This window comes from Chryseobacterium sp. JV274 (genome assembly GCF_903969135.1).
Taxonomy (GTDB): Bacteria; Bacteroidota; Bacteroidia; order Flavobacteriales; family Weeksellaceae; genus Chryseobacterium.
Genome location: NZ_LR824569.1, coordinates 1091625 through 1109769 on the forward strand (window position 1 = coordinate 1091625; position 18145 = coordinate 1109769).

The 18145-nt window shown below is 36.0% G+C and carries 22 protein-coding genes; 3 read left to right on the top strand and 19 right to left on the bottom strand.

The genetic code is table 11. The features are described from left to right. Positions 1-6: 6 nt before the first annotated feature. Positions 7-2835, bottom strand: a complete 2829-nt coding sequence (locus CHRYMOREF3P_RS05190) for a SusC/RagA family TonB-linked outer membrane protein (protein WP_180564020.1) — start codon at positions 2833-2835, stop codon at positions 7-9. Between the two features lie 366 nt (positions 2836-3201). On the opposite strand from CHRYMOREF3P_RS05190, the gene CHRYMOREF3P_RS05195 reads away from it, so the two are divergent. From CHRYMOREF3P_RS05195 to CHRYMOREF3P_RS05205, 3 genes are all read left to right on the top strand, one after another. Beyond that, positions 3202-3873 (top strand): DUF4197 family protein, encoded by a 672-nt coding sequence (locus CHRYMOREF3P_RS05195; RefSeq protein ID WP_077416375.1) that lies wholly within the window; start codon positions 3202-3204, stop codon positions 3871-3873. 40 nt (positions 3874-3913) lie between these two features. Further along, entirely contained in the window at positions 3914-4219 is a 306-nt protein-coding gene (locus tag CHRYMOREF3P_RS05200; protein ID WP_047388428.1) for a DUF493 family protein, read from the top strand. A gap of 65 nt (positions 4220-4284) precedes the next feature. Beyond that, positions 4285-4755 carry a hypothetical protein gene (locus CHRYMOREF3P_RS05205; RefSeq protein ID WP_180564021.1) on the top strand — a complete coding sequence of 157 codons (471 nt, stop codon included), beginning with the start codon at positions 4285-4287 and terminating at the stop codon, positions 4753-4755. A 50-nt stretch (positions 4756-4805) separates the two neighbouring features. Here the strand turns inward: CHRYMOREF3P_RS05205 and CHRYMOREF3P_RS05210 are convergent, their stop codons facing one another. The 18 genes from CHRYMOREF3P_RS05210 to CHRYMOREF3P_RS05295 form a co-directional block, all read right to left on the bottom strand. Further along, positions 4806-5156, bottom strand: coding sequence for an ArsC/Spx/MgsR family protein (locus CHRYMOREF3P_RS05210; RefSeq protein ID WP_047388424.1), 351 nt, complete (start codon positions 5154-5156; stop codon positions 4806-4808). Positions 5157-5244: 88 nt separating this feature from the next. After that, positions 5245-5859: a deoxynucleoside kinase gene (locus tag CHRYMOREF3P_RS05215; RefSeq protein ID WP_180564022.1), complete on the bottom strand. Its 615-nt coding sequence runs from the start codon at positions 5857-5859 to the stop codon at positions 5245-5247. Between the two features lie 27 nt (positions 5860-5886). Beyond that, a complete protein-coding gene (locus tag CHRYMOREF3P_RS05220) occupies positions 5887-6849 on the bottom strand; it encodes a hypothetical protein (RefSeq protein ID WP_180564023.1) in 963 nt (320 codons plus the stop codon). A 92-nt stretch (positions 6850-6941) separates the two neighbouring features. Next, positions 6942-7964, bottom strand: coding sequence for a glutaminyl-peptide cyclotransferase (locus CHRYMOREF3P_RS05225; RefSeq protein WP_180564024.1), 1023 nt, complete (start codon positions 7962-7964; stop codon positions 6942-6944). A gap of 35 nt (positions 7965-7999) precedes the next feature. Then, positions 8000-8383: a VOC family protein gene (locus tag CHRYMOREF3P_RS05230; RefSeq protein WP_077416367.1), complete on the bottom strand. Its 384-nt coding sequence runs from the start codon at positions 8381-8383 to the stop codon at positions 8000-8002. Further along, entirely contained in the window at positions 8380-8886 is a 507-nt protein-coding gene (locus CHRYMOREF3P_RS05235; RefSeq protein WP_180564025.1) for a GNAT family N-acetyltransferase, read from the bottom strand. The genes CHRYMOREF3P_RS05230 and CHRYMOREF3P_RS05235 overlap by 4 nt, the downstream gene beginning before the upstream one ends. A 3-nt stretch (positions 8887-8889) precedes the next feature. Beyond that, a complete protein-coding gene (locus tag CHRYMOREF3P_RS05240; RefSeq protein WP_180564026.1) occupies positions 8890-9315 on the bottom strand; it encodes an SRPBCC family protein in 426 nt (141 codons plus the stop codon). Between the two features lie 200 nt (positions 9316-9515). Continuing rightward, the gene (locus CHRYMOREF3P_RS05245) at positions 9516-11126 is read right to left on the bottom strand and encodes a Na+/H+ antiporter (protein ID WP_077416361.1); all 1611 of its coding nucleotides are present in this window, start codon (positions 11124-11126) and stop codon (positions 9516-9518) included. An 89-nt stretch (positions 11127-11215) separates the two neighbouring features. Continuing rightward, positions 11216-12220 carry a bestrophin family protein gene (locus tag CHRYMOREF3P_RS05250; RefSeq protein ID WP_077416359.1) on the bottom strand — a complete coding sequence of 335 codons (1005 nt, stop codon included), beginning with the start codon at positions 12218-12220 and terminating at the stop codon, positions 11216-11218. Between the two features lie 76 nt (positions 12221-12296). Next, entirely contained in the window at positions 12297-12974 is a 678-nt protein-coding gene (locus CHRYMOREF3P_RS05255) for a DUF2490 domain-containing protein (RefSeq protein ID WP_077416357.1), read from the bottom strand. A gap of 129 nt (positions 12975-13103) precedes the next feature. Then, complete coding sequence (locus tag CHRYMOREF3P_RS05260) at positions 13104-13496, bottom strand: DUF1398 domain-containing protein (protein WP_180564027.1); 393 nt, start codon at positions 13494-13496, stop codon at positions 13104-13106. A 169-nt stretch (positions 13497-13665) separates the two neighbouring features. Further along, positions 13666-14115 carry a VOC family protein gene (locus CHRYMOREF3P_RS05265; protein WP_077416353.1) on the bottom strand — a complete coding sequence of 150 codons (450 nt, stop codon included), beginning with the start codon at positions 14113-14115 and terminating at the stop codon, positions 13666-13668. Between the two features lie 42 nt (positions 14116-14157). Further along, positions 14158-14703, bottom strand: coding sequence for an SRPBCC family protein (locus CHRYMOREF3P_RS05270; protein WP_232538973.1), 546 nt, complete (start codon positions 14701-14703; stop codon positions 14158-14160). Between the two features lie 15 nt (positions 14704-14718). After that, entirely contained in the window at positions 14719-15090 is a 372-nt protein-coding gene (locus tag CHRYMOREF3P_RS05275) for a VOC family protein (RefSeq protein ID WP_077416349.1), read from the bottom strand. Continuing rightward, on the bottom strand, positions 15087-15491 hold the full coding sequence (locus tag CHRYMOREF3P_RS05280) for a hypothetical protein (protein ID WP_180564028.1): 405 nt from the start codon (positions 15489-15491) through the stop codon (positions 15087-15089). The genes CHRYMOREF3P_RS05275 and CHRYMOREF3P_RS05280 overlap by 4 nt, the downstream gene beginning before the upstream one ends. Before the next feature lie 2 nt (positions 15492-15493). Further along, on the bottom strand, positions 15494-15964 hold the full coding sequence (locus CHRYMOREF3P_RS05285) for a hypothetical protein (RefSeq protein ID WP_180564029.1): 471 nt from the start codon (positions 15962-15964) through the stop codon (positions 15494-15496). Positions 15965-15974: 10 nt separating this feature from the next. After that, positions 15975-16430, bottom strand: coding sequence for a DUF1569 domain-containing protein (locus tag CHRYMOREF3P_RS05290; protein ID WP_047388398.1), 456 nt, complete (start codon positions 16428-16430; stop codon positions 15975-15977). Between the two features lie 449 nt (positions 16431-16879). After that, complete coding sequence (locus tag CHRYMOREF3P_RS05295) at positions 16880-18088, bottom strand: ABC transporter permease (protein ID WP_077416343.1); 1209 nt, start codon at positions 18086-18088, stop codon at positions 16880-16882. Positions 18089-18145: the final 57 nt, after the last annotated feature.

The following is an 18145-nucleotide window of genomic DNA, read 5'->3' on the forward strand; positions in this document are numbered from 1 at the left end:
CTTTAATTAAAATGTTAAATTCATACCCATTGTATAAATAGCAGAGATTGGGTAAATATTATTATCAATTCCCATCTGTACTCTATCTGTATTTGTAATCTCTGGTGAGAAACCGTGATATTTAAAACTAGTCCATGGATTCTGTGCGCTTACATATAGTCTTAATTTTGTGATTGAAAGTGCTTTTGCAAATGCTTTTGGTAAATTATATCCAATCTGAACATTTCTTAATCTGATATAGCTACCATCTTCTACATAAAAACTATTTGGTAAAATGATAGACTGGTTGGAGGTAATCATTGCATTCGTATTAGAAGTACCCGCTCCATGCCATCTGTTATTATACATATCCAAATCCCATGTTTCGTTTCCAAAACGCTGTTCACGGTTATAGTTGTATATTTTGTTTCCAAATACACCTTGGAAATCAACAGCAATATCAAAATCATAGATATTAAAATTAACTCCAAAACCATAAGTTCCTTTAGGAATTGGACTTCCTAAGAATGTTTTATCTCTGGTATCAATGGTACCGTTACCATCCTGATCTGCAAATTTGAACCATCCTGCTTTTGCTCCAGGTTGTCCTGAAGCCGCAGCTTCTGCATCTGTCTGGAAAACACCCGCAACCTGATAACCATAATAAGAACCTACTGCCTGACCAGTCTGTAATCTTACAATAGAATTTCCGAATAAACTAGCTCCAGTTTCTAAATAAGATCCACCATAAACTGATGTAATTTCATTTTTAAGAGAAGTAAAGTTTCCATATATTCCAAAAGTAACATTATCACTAAGTTTAGTATTATAATTAACAGAAACTTCAAAACCTCTATTGTTAAAAGAGTAAGCATTAGTATAAAAATCTTTCCAGTTACTTGCACCAGAAACTGTTCCTTGCGTTATGGCATAAACCACATCTTTGGAGTCCTTATCATAATAAGCAGCATCTATTTTAAGTTTATTATTAAATAATGCCATCTCCAAACCAACATCTTTTCCTACTGTTGTTTCCCAACCGATATTTGGATTTACAAACTTGTCAATAGTCTGAGCCGGATAACCTGAATTACCAAAATAAGCACCACCACCAATAATAGTCGTATTTGCATTAAATTTCCTTTGTACATTCGGATTTCCTAATTCCCCATAACTTGCTCTCAGTTTTAGTAAGTTGAATACATTCTGCTCACTCATAAAGTCTTCCTTAGATATTACCCACCCAACACTAACTGCAGGAAAAGTTCTGGCTCTATCAACACTAATTTGTGAACTGGCATCTCTACGTAAAGAGGCATTTAATAAGTACTTTCCTTTGTAATCATAATTTAATCTTCCAAAGAAAGATTCAATTCTTTGCTGGTCCTGGAAAACACCCGAAACAACGGCATCATCCCTATCAATACCTTCCACATGAACGATATCTGTTCCGTTTGCTATATTTAAAGAACCATTAGTTCCGTCATAGTTAACACTTCTGGCAGACCAATAATCTTGTGATAAAGTAGTTCTCGTTCTTGAAAAACCTGCAAGTACATCAAAATTATGATTACCAAATTTCTTTTTCCAATTGATTGTGTTATCCCAGACATAATTACTATTTCTAAAATTCCTTGTAATCAATGTAGATTTCACCTGGCTATCAACGGGAAAATAAGTAAGTGTTGGTGTATATTCATATTGACTAGGATTATAATTATCACTAGAATAGCTGATTCTAAACGTGAAATCTTTTAGAAACTTCAATTCTCCCCATATATTATTAAGCAGTCTCTCCTGTCTTACCTGAGAACGATACAAATCCAGTTTAGCTCTCGGATTTGGTATAGAATATCCATTAAAAAATTGGTAATTGCCTGTACTGCCATTCATCACCGAAAATATGGGAGGTGCATTATACGCATCTAAAAGAGGGTTCTGAGCCACATCGGTACGCATTTTGGAAAAACTGAAATTATCTCCAATGGTAATATTGTCTGTAATTTTATAACTAAGATTTAATTTTGTATTAAATCTGTTAAAACCACTACCGGAATTAATTCCCTGACCTGCAGCCAAGTTACCTTCATCCTGCAGATATCCTATACTACCATAATAGTTTAATTTTCCTAAACTTCCTGTTGCTGAAAAGTCATTGGCATTAATGATACTGGTACGGAAAATCTCATTATACCAGTTTGTATCCGCAGGAAAATTAGCTCTGGAGATTGATCCTGTAGGATCTCCGTTGTTATCATTCAATAGCTTTTCATTATACAACTGAATGTACTGATCAGAATTGACCATTTTAGGAATGTTAGTTACCTTTTTAATCCCTATATATGAATTTACGTTAAAAACAGGCTTCCCTTTTCCTGTTTTCGTTTTTATAATAATAGCACCATTTGCAGCCTGAGCTCCAAAAATCGCTAAACTCGATGGATCTTTCAGAACACTCATTGATTCAATATCCTGCGAATTCAGATAAGAAATATCTGTTGTTATCATACCATCTACAATAAAAACAGTATTTCCCGTTAAGGAACCAACTCCTCTGATGTCTACTCGTGGAGATGCTCCCGGAGTCCCTGTATTCGTAATATTTACACCAGCAAGCCTACCTTGTATTGAACTTATCGGGTTAGCGTTCGGTTTATCAGCAAGGTCCTTTGCAGAAACCATTCCGATACTTCCGGTAACGTTTTCTTTTTTCTGAGATCCATATCCGATCAAAACTACCTCCTCGATCTTCTGCTCTTTGGCAGTAGTATCTTTTGGAGTAGTCTGAGCATTGACGTTCATACCGAAGTATAAAGCAGCAATGAGACATGAATACTTTAAATTACTTTGTTTCATATAGTTTCAATTTTATTCAATAAATTCAATTTTGTACCTGTCTCTAAATAGTGGAGTTATTTAAAATCTCAAAAAAAGACATTAGCCAAAAATAGAAAAAATATTGAACAATGTTAAACTATCTTAAATATTTAAAAATTATAAAGTTTTACTGTATTAAAATTGACAAAGTTCTAAATTTTATAATTTTATATTTAAAATAATTATTAATTATCAATCATTTTATTAATTATAAATTAACATTTTCAATACAAAAAATCACCAAATCCTGTTGCGAGCTTAATATTTTGTTAAATAGAGAATAGTAATTACCTTTGGTGCAGTTTTTGAGAAAAAAGCATTTAGAAATCAATAATAAAAAGATCAATGAAAAAATATATCATTGCAGCCGCTCTTATCATAGGAACCGGTGCTGTTATTACCACCAGTGTACAATCATGTACAACATTGGCCACATCAGACATGGGGCTTTCTATTATTAAAAGAATTCTGCTTAATGGTATTGATAAAGGTATGGGTATCTATGGAAATAAGGAAGCCTTTCTGCAGAATAACATGGTAGATAAAGCACTTCCCAAAGAGCTGAGAGACATCAATTCTATGCTGGAAAAGGTGGCCCCGTCATTGGTTGCTAAAGAAAGAGATTATATTGCACAGGCAGCAGCTTACACGGTAAATACTTCAAAACCTATTCTGGAAGGTGCCGTCAACAGTCTGAATGCTCAGGACGTAACAAGAATCATGCAGGGAACTACCGCGACACAGGTTCTGAAAGAAAAAACATCCCAGCAGCTTATTGCAGCGATCGCTCCCAAAGTGGATGAGAAACTGAATGAATACGGGATTGTAAAAACCATCAACTCCGCATTATCTGGAAGCAATTTTCTGGGCAGTCTTTTAGGGGGAAATAAAAACACGGTTAATTCAGGCGGACTGAGCCAACTGGCTTCCGAACAACTGGTAAACGGGTTATTCAATATCATTGAAGATTACGAGCATCAGAACTCCAAATCTCTTCTGGGACCATTTGGAAAATAGGAGAAATTTCGTTATATTTATATTATATTAATAATTGCAGATGGATATATTACAAGGAAATCAACACGCAAATCCTGAAGAGTTTTACAAGTCTTTGAAGGATAAACTGGAGGATCATCATGATTTTCCGGAAGATTATTTATTTAAATTTATTATTCCTACAGACCAGTCAAAGCTTACTGAAATATACAGGGTTTTTGACGGCATTAAATTTACACTGGGAAACCGCGAAAGTAAAAATGGAAAATACACCGCCTGCAACATCAATGCATTTGTTTTGGATGCTGATCAGGTTGTGAATATTTATAAAGAAGTAGCAAAAATAGAAGGCGTTATTCTATTGTAAAAAACAGGAACCGTTTCATAGTAATGAAGCGGTTTTTTATTGTTTAAAACGTAAATAAAAACACTATGAACATCCAACTGGTCCTATTTAATATTATTTTAATCACTTCTGCAACAAGCTGTGTTCACAAAAACAACAGTGAAAACAACACCACAAATATCACCACTGCAGTACAGCAGCAAAAGATTGAACAGATTCAGTTAGCAGAAAGAACGAGAGGATTTAGTAAGAGCATTGTTTTTACTCCTTCATTAAAAACAACAAATACAAACGAAGACATCGTCAATACTAAAGTATCTTCTGCTGAATGGAAAGTGGTTTCCAAGCTCGCTGAAACCCTTGACTTATCTAAGATATCTGATCTTCAATCCCCTACTACAGGCAGACATTCTGATCGTGCGATGGCCGCTTCTATTATTATCACTTCCAACGGAAAAGAGTATACTTCTTCAAGTTTTGATTCCGGGCACCCACCAAAAGAACTGGAAGCTTTATATAATGCGATCAACAGAACTGAGAAAACAAAAGCTCAATAAAATAAAAATCCGCTCTTTTACAGAACGGATTTTTTTGATATATGTATTTATTATTTTTCAATAAAAAATTTCACATTTTCAATAGGCCTTCCCAGCATCGCGACTGAACCTTTTACCAAAATTGGTCTTTGGATCAGAGAGGGATTTTCGGAGAGAATTTTAAGCCATTCTTCTTCTGAATAATTTTTATCTGCATAATTCTCAACATACAGCTTATCTGTCTTGCGGATGATATGAAAAACACTTTGGTTAAGCTTTTTCAACACAGTTCTGATCTCAAGAATGCTTAGTGGATCTTCAACAATATTAATGATCTCAAAAGACACTCCGTTTTCGTCAAGATACTCCAGTACGGCATTGGACTTTGAACAGTTCCCATTATGTAAAACTTTAACTACCATGATATAATTATTCAAAAAGTTAAACTTGCTATAGACAAATTTAAAAAGAATTAAACTGAGTCTGTCTTAATATTCTGATAAAAATATGTTAAAACAACCCGTGAAGTTCTGCTTCAATTTTCTCCAGAATGAGTCCGAAATCTTCCGGCTTTTCAACAAAATCAAGGTCATCTACCTCAACGATAAGAAGTTTCCCTTCTGTATAGCTGGAGATCCATTTTTCATATTTCTGGTTCAGTTTTGAAAGGTATTCAATACTGATAGAAGCTTCATATTCCCGACCTCTTTTATAGATTTTTTTAACCAGATTGGGAACATCAGATTTCAGATAGATCAGTAAGTCCGGAGCCGATACAAAAGACTTCATCAGATTGAAAACCGATGAGTAATTATTGAAATCCCTGTCCGAAAGAAGATTCATATCATTTAAGTTTTCTGCAAAAATATGGGCATCTTCGTAAATGGTACGATCCTGAATGATATTTTTACCACTTTCTCTGATCTCCTTTACCTGACGGAATCTGCTTCCCAGGAAATAAACCTGCAATGCGAAACTCCACTTACTCATATCTGAATAGAAATCTTCCAGATAAGGATTATGATCTACGTCTTCAAATTGTGCATCCCATCCGTAATGCTTGGAAAGCATCGTTGTCAAAGTTGTTTTTCCCGCTCCGATGTTTCCTGTAACTGCAATATGCATAATATTCTTTTTCCTTGTATTTACTGATTAGTTGATAAGTTTTTCGATCCCTTCAGTCTGAACTTTGGAAGTCTCTTCAAGCAATTTCTGCAGCGTATTGTCTGAAGGCTTTTCATCCTTATTCTCATCGGGTTTTTCTTCAGTTTTTTCTACTGGTTTTTCTGTAGATTGCTGTAGAGATTCCGGCTGAGCTTCAAGCTGTTTCTGCTGTTTGGCTTTCTTTACTTTTTCAAGGCTGTAAAGATAGAGTTTGTTCCCCTTGATTTCAAAATAAGAAAGGATATTTTTATCCACAATTTGCGCCTCCGGATCTTCAAAAACCGTTACCATTCCTTTTTCAGGAACGTATTGTGAAATGAAATTACTGGCAACAACCAAAATTGCATCATTCTCTCTTCGAAACCGTTTTCCGTTTTCTAAAGGGGCTTCAAAAAGTTTTTCAAATTTCAGGCTGTAAATTCTGATATGTTTTCTTGTTAAAATATAGACCTTATTTTCATAGACCAGCATATCCGTCATATCTTCAAAACTGATATCAAACGGATAGGAATTGATCGTGGTATCGTTCCTGAAATTATACTGTATCAACCGTTTTGTGCTGTCATCCAAAAGCCACAGCTGCTGCAGATCTTCGGCATAAGCCATTCTGATGAAACCAAATTTCTGCTTAAAATCAAGCCTTTGAATTTCATTCATATTCTGATCTACAAACTTCATTTCCTGAGCATTTTCAGAAAATAAAGGCACATTCAGTGGATTTTGTACGTTCTGCACCTTATAAGGAACAGTAAGCATCATTTTCCCGATCTGTTTTCCTAAAGAATCATATTTGGTAAAACTAAAATCTTTATTTTTATAGATATACAGATTTCCGTAATCATCGGCAAGCATGTCTTTAGCTTCCTTCAATTTTAAAGTATCTAATGGGATAATATTCTGCGCAGAAAATGTGCAGAAAGCAAAAGTTAATATCAGATATAGTAATCTCAAAATTCTTTTTTACTAAAGATAGCGCTCCCTATGGAACGCTACCAATTTACATACTTTATTTTATTCAGATAGAAATTGTTATTAAACTTTTGTTATTTAATGACAACTTCGTAAATCTTCGGCCAGTTCTTCCCTGTTACCAACATATTCTCACCTTTAAAAGCAATTCCGTTCAACACATCATCACTTCCTTTTGTGTTCTGTTTGGCAATTTCTGTGAAATCAAAAGTTCCCACTACTTCACCGTTGGCTGGGTTAATTTTTAAAATAATTGGTTTCTGCCATACATTGGCATAGATAAATCCGTTGTGGTATTCCAGCTCGTTCAGTTGATCATAAGCCTGAGCACTACCGGCAACAGCGATATATTTAATCAGTTTTGAAGGGTTATTGACATCAAGGAAATACAACAGTTTACTTCCGTCAGAAGCAATCAGACTTTTCCCGTCATACGTCAGTCCCCAGCCCTCACCCAATACATTTGGATAAGCAAATTCTGAAAGCAGCTTTAAAGAGCTTTTATCATAAATATATCCTTTTTTGCTCTGCCATGTCAGCTGATATACTTTATCTCCTACAATGGTACTTCCTTCAGAAAAATCTTCCTGAGCCTGTTTGGTAGAAGCAAGCGGAGTTGTAGTTCCCAATGTATATTTTAAAATCTGGGAAGCTCCGTTCTGTCCGTCACTTTCATAAATGGTATTTCCTTCCACCTGGAAACCTTGTACAAAGTTTTTAGGATCGTGAGGATATTCTGCTACAATCTGGTAAGGAATATTTTTTTCAGGATTTTTTGCAAATACATTAATGGTTGCATCCTGATTCAATACTTCTCCTCCTTTTGTTTTAACGTTGAATGTCACAGCATTATCACCTAATGTGAAAAACTTAGGATCAACGGTTAAATCTGTTGTTTCTTTATCTCCAAAGCTGATGGTTACACTTTCTGCATTTTCCGTCACCTCTTTCGGAAGCTCAAGCTTATCTCCGAAATGGTATCCTTTTGCCTCCATTGAATTATTATAAGTATTCAGTGTATCAAGAATTTCTTTATTCTTGTTACAAGATGCCAGTAATAAAATCGCTGCGAAACCCGCTATTATATTTTTTTTCATTGAATTTCTAAATATTTCCCCAAAAATAGCAAATTTTATTCCGTATTGCCAATATTATCTATGGGTTCACCAAATTGCAGTATATAACCATTGTTGTCATAGATCGCAAATTCTCTCATTCCCCACTCAAAAGATTCAATCTCATAGCAGACTTTGGCCTTTATTTTAAGGTCTTCCCAAAGCTCATCCACCTTATTTACATTGAAATAAAAAGAGCCGGAAAAACCAATTGAAGTATTTTTTTCATGCTGGTTAGGCTGAGAAAGCATGAGGTATATTTCATCTTTACGAAGGGAAGCCCATTGCCAATCATCATTTCTATCCATCAATGTAAAACCGAGAACACGCATATAAAATCCTATGGTCTCATCAATATTTTCTGTCCAGAGAATAGGACGAAGTGCTGTAAACTGTGTCATGATTCCTGTAATTCAAAGGTATTTTTATGGATTTTCATATTCAGGGAAACCCAGGTTTCTGTATCAATCTTCGCTTCGCTTTTTACTTCAGGGTCAAAGGCAAACCCTACTTTCCGGTAACATTCAATAGCTCCGGTATTCCAGTCGTAAACATTCAGTTCTGCCGTTTCTTTATCAAAATGACTAAACCCATATTTCAGAAGTTCCTGCATTACTTTTTTACCATAGCCTTTTCCTCTGTTGTTCTCGTCCCAGATCAGAATTCTGCCCAGCAGGAATGTCTTTTCCTTTAAAAAAATCTGAGCGTGACCAATGGTAGTTTCTGTGTGATCCGCAATGGTAAACAAGGTTCTGTTTTCATCAGACAAATCGGTTTCCAGCTGTTCTGCAGTAAGTGGGAAACGATATGCGGGTCCGGCAAACTGAAGAAGCATTCTTTCATCTTCTATCTTTGAAATCAGCAAAGGTGCATCTTGAATCGTAAAAGGTTTTAATGTAATCATGGTCTATTTTTCTACATATTCTTTTAAGCTTTGTCCCAAAATAGTTTTCCAGCCTTCTGTAAAGTTTTCTCTTGAAAAACCATCTCCTAAATCTTTGAAGTTTTCAATATCATCGTGAGTCAGCTTTACTAAAGTCTGTCCGTCCTCGGGTTGCAATTCCCAGGTTACAATGGTCTTCAGTTCTGAAAAATCAGGATATGACCATGTATGTTTCAATTTCTGATCAGGTATTATTTCTAAAACTTCACCGTGATGATGGTATTTATTGGCTCCTCCCGGCTCATAGAAATTAAATTCCGCACCTGATTCCAATACAAAATCCTGGATATCAAAATACCAGGATTTCATTTCATTTTTATCGGTCAATGCTTTCCAGACTTTTTCTGCCGGAGCATTTATTTTATACTGAACAGTGATGGGTGTGCTCATATTATAGATTTAATATGTCTAAAATTAAACATTTTGTCTAAAATATTTAACCACAAAAGTCATAAAAGTTTTAACCTGAATTTGTTTAAAATTAAATTTCAAATAAAGAAAAATACATTTAAGCTTTGAAAAATCTGAGATTCTTCATTTTGTGACTTTTTTATAACTCAAGCTTATCTTTTGTGGTTTCCTTTTAATGATCAATGTGAAAATCCGGTGATCTTTGCTTCATCAAAATCCAGCTGCATTTCAATGGCTCTCATCACATGGTCATCAAATATCTTTTCTCTTTTCATTCTGTGCAGTTCGTTTCTCTGCGCCTGAATAACCTGCCGCAAGACGTCTTTATTTTCATTGATTGCCGATACATAGTCTCCTGTAGAAGCCATACATTGGGCTTTGTCAGCCATCAGCATCATTTCATTTTCCAGCTTGTGTTTTTGATGACGTACCAGACTGTTTGTGACTGCCAGTTCAGAAAAATCATTATCCAGTTTGTGCAGTGCTGTTTCTTTCAGCTTGCGCATCAGAATCACTTCCTGCTTTTCTTCAGGTAATTCACTTCCGGCATCCTGAATATTCAATAATTTCAGGATCGGGCTCAGCAATAATCCTTGTCCTACCAGTGTAATCAATATAATAACGAAAGTTACAAATAAAATAATGTTCCGGTGTGGAAATGCATCTCCGTTTGGTAAAAAGGCAGGAATCGACAAGGCTGCAGCCAGTGAAACCACACCCCTCATTGCTGCAAAACTGATAATGAAAGGTTCTCTCCAATCCGGTTTCGGAACTTTTAATCTTAATTCTTTGGAACAAACTCTTGGGAAATACATCAATGCATAGCTGTAAAGAATTCTTGTCCCGATGATAGCTCCCCCAATCACTACACTGTAGAAAATACCTTCTGAGATTGTATATTCTTTCATTCCTTCCACTACAATGGGAAGTTCAAGGCCAATCAGAATGAAAATAATTGTATTCATCAGGAATATCAATACACTCCACACGTTCCCGGACTGTATCCTTGAAGTGTGGCTCAGATAACAGTGTGAGTTATAAGACATCAGTAATCCTCCGGCCACTACTGCCAGTACTCCTGAAAAATGGAAATGCTCTGCTCCCACATACATAATGTACGGCACAATAAGGGTAATAATGGTATCTATATTGGAATTGGTAGGAATAATTCTGAGCAATGCTCCAAATAAAAAGCCGGTCGCCACTCCCACAGCAATTCCTCCAATAGCCATCGTAAAGAAATCCTGAACAGCATCTCTCCAGATAAACTGTCCTGAAATAACCGCTGCAAGGGCAAATTTAAATACAATTAAACTGGACGCATCATTGATAAGGCTCTCTCCTTCCAGGATATTGGTGATTTTTTTAGGAATTTTCATATGCTTCAGTACCGAAGTGGCCGCTACCGCATCCGGTGGAGAATTTACACCTCCCAGCAAAAATCCCATTGCTAAAGTAAGTCCTGGAATAATGGAAGACGAAAGATAAGCCACAACGATAGATGTTAAAAATACCAATCCGAAAGCCATTGAAAATATTTGTTTTCTCCATTTATGAAAGTCCTGCCATGAAGTAAACCAAGCTGCTTCAAACAGAATAGGCGGCAGGAAAATAAGGAAAACAAGATCAGGTTCTATTTCTATACGCGGCATTCCCGGCACAAAGCTTATCAGCAATCCTGCAATCACAAGAAAAATCGGGTAAGCGACTTTTAATTTCTGGCCGATCATTACCAATATCATCACAGACAGCAGTACTGCAATGGATATTATAACATAGCTGTGAATCATTTTAAGTTGTTTTTTTAAGTGTTATTTTTTGTTTTGATCAATACACTTTCTGCTTTTTACAGAAAATATCTAATCTTTTAATTTTCAAATTAGAGTACAATATTGTTCTTTGGAGTGATGGCTGGCGGAAGGTCAGATTCATCCAGCATATCTCTCATATCAATCTCTATGGTACGGCTGATCTGAGTGATTGGAACGTCATTGGGACTTCCTTCAAATGGGTTTACAGAAGCTTCTCCAACACTGTCTAAGGTATGAAAACACCATGTCACTAATAAAGAAAACGGAATATTAAACCATACTGTCCAACCTTCTACTACTGTTCCGTCTCCTAATTTATCAAGCTCTTTCAGTAATCCGAAAGGCACAAAAACAATGAACAACAATAAAAGATAAGTCGTGATTGAAGAGAAGTTTCTTGGATACGGAAAGTTTTTAATTCTTTCGGCTTTTCCCTGATCGTCCGTAAACTTCACCAATTGCTGATTGATCTGCGTCCATTGAAAATCGTTGAGTTCTCCTTTTTCATAGGCTTCAGACAAGGCTTTACTCTGTTTTGCCATCAATTGTGTTGCTCTGTTCTTTTTGCTTAAAATATACTGAAGCTCCGGTTCGGACAGGTATTTTTTCAATTCCTCGTCCAGTTTGGAAAGTCTCTCTGGAATGTCATATTTTTTAGAATATTCATCATACTGCTCTGTCCCCATGTTTTCCCATGCTCTTGGTTCACGAAGCTGAAACCTCAATGCGGTAAGCCATGCATAATGACGGAGAAACATTTCTTTTACCTTACCTGCATCTTTGGAAAGCAGTGCATCTCTAAGAATATATCCAAAGCTGCGGCTGTCATTGATAATGGCTCCATAGATCTGTCTTGCCTCCCAAAGTCTGCTGTAGCTGGCATTGTTTTTAAATCCGACGATAAAAGCAACTGCAGTTCCCATGATAGCAATAGGCTGCCACGGAAGTGAGAGAAATTTCAATCCTAGGAAGTACAGAACTGTAGGAATAGCTGATAATACGAGCAGAGCATAAATACTCCGTCTGGTCCAGATAATGAACTCACGGGCTCCAAATCTTTTTCCTGAATGCATAGGTGTTTATTTTTTGTGTTTATTATTTTAATTTTTCAAATAATGGCTTTCATCAAGCATTCAGCAGCGGTGATGATCAGTTTTTGGTAAATGGAATATTATTATAAAAACCAATCTGAATCTGTCCGCGGTTTCTGTTCTCCTGAATCTGGTTCATATAACCGGCTTCAATCCTCATGTTTTTATTAATAACATATCCTAAAGCGCCATAGACTCTGTTTCTGTCAAAAACCGGACTATTGAAATGCAGGAAAATCTCATTGTATACTGATGCATAAAGGGTTTTCGGCAACATCTCTTTTTGAGTAATCGGAATATTCACTCCCAGCATATAACGGAACCTCATCCTGAAATCATCTTCCAGAAAACGTTCTTCCAAACGGTAACGGTGCTGAAGATAAAAACGTCCAAATTTCTGCTTGGTAATATACTGCTGGAAAATTCTGTGCTCTATATTTTCTTTTTTCTCGCCGTTTACATACGGCTGGCTCAGAATAAAACCGTATCCCAATAAAACATTGTTATTATTTTCTGTAAGATCATATCCAATCCCGGTACGGATAAGTAACTGTTCCAGATCTCCAACCGCATCAAAATTACGGTATTGAATTTCATTATGCCAGTTCAGCTTCTTGCTGATCTTGTTATTTCCAAAATACATATACCATGCTCCCAGCTCATTTTTTTGGGCAAATGTCAATATGGACCCAAAACCTAATACTGTGAATGCCAACTTCGTAAAAACCTTTCTCATGCTTACCAATTACTATTATCTATCGTTTTTAACAAAATTAATAATTTAAATCAATAACAGCAAATACTATTTCAAAACGATTTAAAGAAAGTTGGGTACCATAATTTGCATACGGTTTTCTCTAAAAGATTATCCTGGAACCTGTTCTGTCAGCACATCAGTTTCATTTTTGTCAAAATAAGTACAGGTCATCGCATGAAGATCCATCTTCCAGCCTTTGACACCGTTTTCTGCACAGTCATTACAGAAAGTCATATAATCTGTTCCTCCCTGTTGGTGAAGTCTGAGTCTTAGTTTAAAGTTTTCAAGATTTAGGTTTCCTGAAACAGTAAGCGGATGATACTTGCTTCTGGTCTGAACAGATTGATTTTCCTGGTCAAAATATTCGGTATTTCCATCTGAGACATAGGTTGTATAATGAGAAACTCCTAACTTTTTTACAGCCTGAATATAAGCCGGGAAATCGGCTCCGCTTTTCACTTTCTGATGCTCTGTTTTAATGTCTTCAATTGTAAATTTCATCTTTTCTATTTTTTGTGTTAAGTATAAAATATTCTATCATTTTATGAGTCTGATATACTCCTTCCATCAAATTTAAAAATTTTTGGGATGCAAATATAATATCAAATAAAAAACCGGCAATTGCATTGCCGGTATGTTCTAACTATATTTCAAATACAAAATATTAATGTTATGGATGCTGCTGCATTTTAGCAGGATCATCATAGTTTACCATCCAGTTGATCCCGAATTTATCACTAAACATTCCGAAATAAGCTCCCCAGAAAGTATCTGCCATTGGCATTGTTACCTGTCCTCCTGCAGAAAGACCGCCGAATAATTTGTCTGCTTCTTCTTTAGATTCTGCATTTATAGAAATGGAGAAATTGTTTCCTGCTTTGAAATTGGAAGACCACTCTCCTCCTGTATCGCTTCCCATCAATATTGTTTCTTTAGAAATCGGAAGTGAAACGTGCATGATCTTGTCTTTGTCTTCCTCAGAAGTTTCTTTTCCTTCCATTGGAGGCATTTCTCCAAATGTTCCGATATAAGGATATTCTCCTCCGAAAACAGATTTATAGAAATCGAATGCTTCTTTGCAATTTCCATTGAATGTAAGGTAGACGTTTACTGTTGCCATAATTGTTTTGTTTTTTTAAGTTTAGTTTTAATTTGTATTTTATTAAGGTTTTTCAGATAAAGCTTTTAATCCTGAAAGCCCTTTCTGATAGTCTTTTCCAATAGCATCCTCCATATTCATAAATAGTTTCATCAAAGTAAACGGATAAGGAATCTGTGATGTAAATCCCCATGTTGCCTTGCTTCCGTTTCCTTCCGGAGCTACTGTTACATAAGCGTTTGCTTCACTTTCATATGGAGTAAGAAATTTGATTTCAGTATCTATTCTTTTACCTGCCTCATCTACCTTTTTCAATTCCTGACAACCCTTTCCAGCATTTTCATTTTTACTGTCCCAGCACACTTTTTCTCCGGGCTGCCCCGTTGTGCCTGTCCAGTCTTTTCTCATAGCAGGATCAAGGTCATTCCATGGGCTCCATTGATCCATTGCTTTTAAAGTATTTGTATTTTGCCATACTTTATCTACAGGTGCATTGATAGAGATTGTTTTTTCATATTTGCAGTCTCCCGAGATAAAAGCTGCCACCACTAACAAAATGATTAGTAATGCGGCTAAAAATAAAATAATTCTCTTAAATATTCTCATCATGAATGTGTTTTATTGTTATCTGTGCTGATCTATAAGAATCATATTTCCATCGGGATCTTTAAGGTAAATATGCTCAGGTCCTGAGGTTGTTTCATCGGCTTCTTTACCGATCTCAACTCCACTTTCTTTTAATCTTTTCTGAATTTCACGCACATCTTCAAAAGATTCAAGATTCTGTGCATTTTCATCCCATCCCGGATTGAAAGTAAGCATATTTCCATCAAACATTGCCTGAAAAAGGCCTATCAAGGTAGAACCGTTTTTCATGATCAGGTAGTTACTTTCTGTAGCTCCTGCCATAGTTGTAAAGCCCAGTTTCTCATAAAAATCTTTGGATTTCTGAAGATCTTTTACACTTAAGCTGATTGAAAATGCTCCTAGTTTCATATTTTTTTTGTTTTTAAAGCAAGTTTATGTCCTTCGAAAACCAATCCCCAAACAAGGATTCCTACAATCCAGAACCAGATTGGAGTAGGTAAAGAGGTCATCATATAGATGGTTATCAGTAGAAAAATGATTCCACAGATTACAGCTGCTGTAGATTTTCCGTTATTTGAGATTTTTGAGGCTGTAAATCCGGAAACAACTGCTGCTAAGGCATATGCCAGAATGATAAAAAACAGAGCCATAAAAGGAGCATCATTAATATATACCTTCAGCGCCTCCATATCTCCGGCGGCCGCTTCTGCGGGAGGAGGATACAGATAATGTCCTATTTTTTCTACGACTGTAATACAAATTGAGCCCACAAGAAGCCCCACCACTACAGCTAATATTCTTCTCAGCATGGTTACTGGTTTTTTAAATGGGTTTTAAACGCTATAGTTCCATCATAGCTTTTCCAGTCTCCTATAAGCTCAATATATTGCCCTTCAATTTTTTCTGTTTTCTTATTCCACTTAAAATTGTAGACAAATCTTCCCTTAAAAAGTCCTGAATGTTTCCCTTTATTCTCTTCTGCCAGTTCATATTCCCCAAACACGGTTCCTTGCTTCCTGGAATCTTTATATTTTGAAATGGTAATCTTACCTTCAAATTTTGTGTAGTTGGTATCCACAAGGGAATATCCTGAAACAAAATACTCCTGGTCATTCTTTTTATTCTGTTCAGAAATATTGATCTTAAGTTTCAGTTCCTGGCCTTTGTTTCCAATAGTTCCAAGATAAGGTTTGCTGTTATTCAGCCAGGTATTTGAAATATCCGGCATCTGCCCCCATACAAAATTGGCCGCCAGAAGGAAGAGTAATAAAAGTTTTTTCATGCTGTGTGTTTTAAACGCCAAATTGTGACAGATGGTGGTTCAGATGTTTAGCAAACATATTGTTCCACTCCTGAGCTTTTAATTTTCCGAAAGAAAAAGATTCTTTCCCATCAAAAGCGTCTGCCCCCAATTGCTGTGTCTTCTGAATAAAACCAATCAGTCTTGTTTTTTCTTCGTGAAAGTTTTTTCTGGTAGTCACCAAAAACTGTGGAGCCGTAGGAGAATCTCTTGGATATGCTTTCTCTCCTACTACTTTAGATTTCACGAAGGTTTTTAATATAAATTTTGCAATAGATCCCGGTTTTTTATGTTTTTCCGGCTCATAAATCATCTCATAGGTTATACAGCAGTGTGCCAACATCTGGTCTACCGTCATTTTTCCCCATAAACCATGGGTGTCTTCTACCAATTTGTTTATCCTATCAATATAATTTTGAGCATCTTTTGCATCAAATACATTTTCCATATAATTTCTATTTTACTATGGACAAATATATCAGTTTTTTTGTTTGATTTTATCGTTGGTTGAAAAAAGGAAAGAAGAAATTATTGCAATTACTCATTAGAGGACTTACACAGTACTGAGCATTTGAAATACAAGACAAGAAACTGCTTACCAAATGATTATTGGTTATTAATTAACCTGAATTCCAATGAAGAAAATAATCTGATTTTTTTTACGCAAGAGTCGCAAAATATTTTTTTAGTTTGAAAATAATTTTGTTCGCAATGGCATTACATTCAGCGGAAACTATAATCAAACCTTGTTAAACGGAGTGCCTTTGTGATCGGAAAATTAAAAGATATTCTTCAATATAACTTTGCAAACATTAAAGATAATATTGTATAAAATCATGACAAACAATCTTATTTCTAATTAAGGTTAATTGATATCGGCGATTAGTCCCTCTACGACTACTCAACATCCTCCGGAGAAGTGTTCTCAACTGCAATTTCCTGTGGTGCCGCTTTTCTGAAAATAAACCAAAGTTTGATCTTTAAAGCAATCCAGCCAATAATGGCGTATACCACTAAAAGGATACTTAAATGTTTCAGGTAAGGAAATGTAAGTTCTACGGATCCTTTTTGAATTAATAAGATTTTGAAAGCCTGCAAGAAAGGGGTTAATGGAATAATATTGGCGATGAACTGAACGAAAGCAGGCATCGCATTCAATGGCCATGTAAAACCACTGATAATGAAAGCCGGTGAGGCAATCACCATCAAAATCTGTGTTGCTTTCAATGCATCGGGAATCAGAATACTGATAAATACTCCCAAAAATGAAACTGATCCTACAAAGACCGCTGTCAGGAGAATAAAATTAAATATTCCTTCAGGCATCGGAACATGGAAAATCATGTGCATAAAGTAATAAATACCTACAATGAGAATAGAAAATACCCAGATAGGGATCACTTTTATCAGCATGGTTGGGAAGGCCCATTTTTTCATTTTCAGGTATTCTTTCACGAAAGAACCTCTTTCAAATTCGGCGGCAAAACTTACGGCCATAGCTAATAAGATCACCTGCTGCAATACTACTGCCAGCATTGCCGGCCACATGAAGATCAGGTAGTTTCCGGTAGTATTGAAAAGAGTAATGTAATTGGCTTTGAAAGGCTCATATTGTGTTGCTGCCTTTGCTGCAGGCATTCCTGCCTTTTGAAGTCCTTTGATGGATGCTCCGGCAGAGAATGTTCCTATGGTCAGCTGAAGAGCTTTGGAGGCAAAATTTGCCGTTAAAACATTTCCTGTATTGATATAAACATTCAGTTCGGGATATTTTTTCTGAAGCATGTCTCCTTCAAATCTTGAGGGAATAATCACTACAGCGGCAGCTTCATGTCTGATCACCTCATCTTTGATGCTCAGAGGTTCCTGCAGATATCTGATAATCCTGATGCTTTTATTATCATCCAGCATTTCCGTCAACTGGTTAGACAGCGGAGTATTATCCCTGTCGACCACCAATACGGGAGTATTTTCAACTTTTCCGCTTTTGTAGACAAACCCCAGCAAGGTTGCATAAAAAACCGGTGCCAAAAAGAACACGGTTCTTAAGGTAGAATTGCCGATAAAAAGTTTGAACTCACGTTTTAAAAGACGGAAAAATTCTTTCATCTGTAGATTTTTATATGTTAAAGAACAACATGAAATTCAATAGAAGTTTCATCCGTT

Coding starts and splice junctions, on each gene's coding strand:
- CHRYMOREF3P_RS05245 (WP_077416361.1), bottom strand. CDS start 11,126: ATGATTCACAGCTATGTTATAATATCCATTGCAGTACTGCTGTCTGTG.
- CHRYMOREF3P_RS05280 (WP_180564028.1), bottom strand. CDS start 15,491: ATGCTGAGAAGAATATTAGCTGTAGTGGTGGGGCTTCTTGTGGGCTCA.
- CHRYMOREF3P_RS05240 (WP_180564026.1), bottom strand. CDS start 9,315: ATGAGCACACCCATCACTGTTCAGTATAAAATAAATGCTCCGGCAGAA.
- CHRYMOREF3P_RS05230 (WP_077416367.1), bottom strand. CDS start 8,383: ATGACACAGTTTACAGCACTTCGTCCTATTCTCTGGACAGAAAATATT.
- CHRYMOREF3P_RS05225 (WP_180564024.1), bottom strand. CDS start 7,964: ATGAAAAAAAATATAATAGCGGGTTTCGCAGCGATTTTATTACTGGCA.
- CHRYMOREF3P_RS05195 (WP_077416375.1), top strand. CDS start 3,202: ATGAAAAAATATATCATTGCAGCCGCTCTTATCATAGGAACCGGTGCT.
- CHRYMOREF3P_RS05290 (WP_047388398.1), bottom strand. CDS start 16,430: ATGGAAAATGTATTTGATGCAAAAGATGCTCAAAATTATATTGATAGG.
- CHRYMOREF3P_RS05235 (WP_180564025.1), bottom strand. CDS start 8,886: ATGATTACATTAAAACCTTTTACGATTCAAGATGCACCTTTGCTGATT.
- CHRYMOREF3P_RS05250 (WP_077416359.1), bottom strand. CDS start 12,220: ATGCATTCAGGAAAAAGATTTGGAGCCCGTGAGTTCATTATCTGGACC.
- CHRYMOREF3P_RS05270 (WP_232538973.1), bottom strand. CDS start 14,703: ATGATGAGAATATTTAAGAGAATTATTTTATTTTTAGCCGCATTACTA.
- CHRYMOREF3P_RS05205 (WP_180564021.1), top strand. CDS start 4,285: ATGAACATCCAACTGGTCCTATTTAATATTATTTTAATCACTTCTGCA.
- CHRYMOREF3P_RS05200 (WP_047388428.1), top strand. CDS start 3,914: ATGGATATATTACAAGGAAATCAACACGCAAATCCTGAAGAGTTTTAC.
- CHRYMOREF3P_RS05265 (WP_077416353.1), bottom strand. CDS start 14,115: ATGGCAACAGTAAACGTCTACCTTACATTCAATGGAAATTGCAAAGAA.
- CHRYMOREF3P_RS05260 (WP_180564027.1), bottom strand. CDS start 13,496: ATGAAATTTACAATTGAAGACATTAAAACAGAGCATCAGAAAGTGAAA.
- CHRYMOREF3P_RS05275 (WP_077416349.1), bottom strand. CDS start 15,090: ATGAAACTAGGAGCATTTTCAATCAGCTTAAGTGTAAAAGATCTTCAG.
- CHRYMOREF3P_RS05190 (WP_180564020.1), bottom strand. CDS start 2,835: ATGAAACAAAGTAATTTAAAGTATTCATGTCTCATTGCTGCTTTATAC.
- CHRYMOREF3P_RS05210 (WP_047388424.1), bottom strand. CDS start 5,156: ATGGTAGTTAAAGTTTTACATAATGGGAACTGTTCAAAGTCCAATGCC.
- CHRYMOREF3P_RS05215 (WP_180564022.1), bottom strand. CDS start 5,859: ATGCATATTGCAGTTACAGGAAACATCGGAGCGGGAAAAACAACTTTG.
- CHRYMOREF3P_RS05285 (WP_180564029.1), bottom strand. CDS start 15,964: ATGAAAAAACTTTTATTACTCTTCCTTCTGGCGGCCAATTTTGTATGG.
- CHRYMOREF3P_RS05255 (WP_077416357.1), bottom strand. CDS start 12,974: ATGAGAAAGGTTTTTACGAAGTTGGCATTCACAGTATTAGGTTTTGGG.
- CHRYMOREF3P_RS05295 (WP_077416343.1), bottom strand. CDS start 18,088: ATGAAAGAATTTTTCCGTCTTTTAAAACGTGAGTTCAAACTTTTTATC.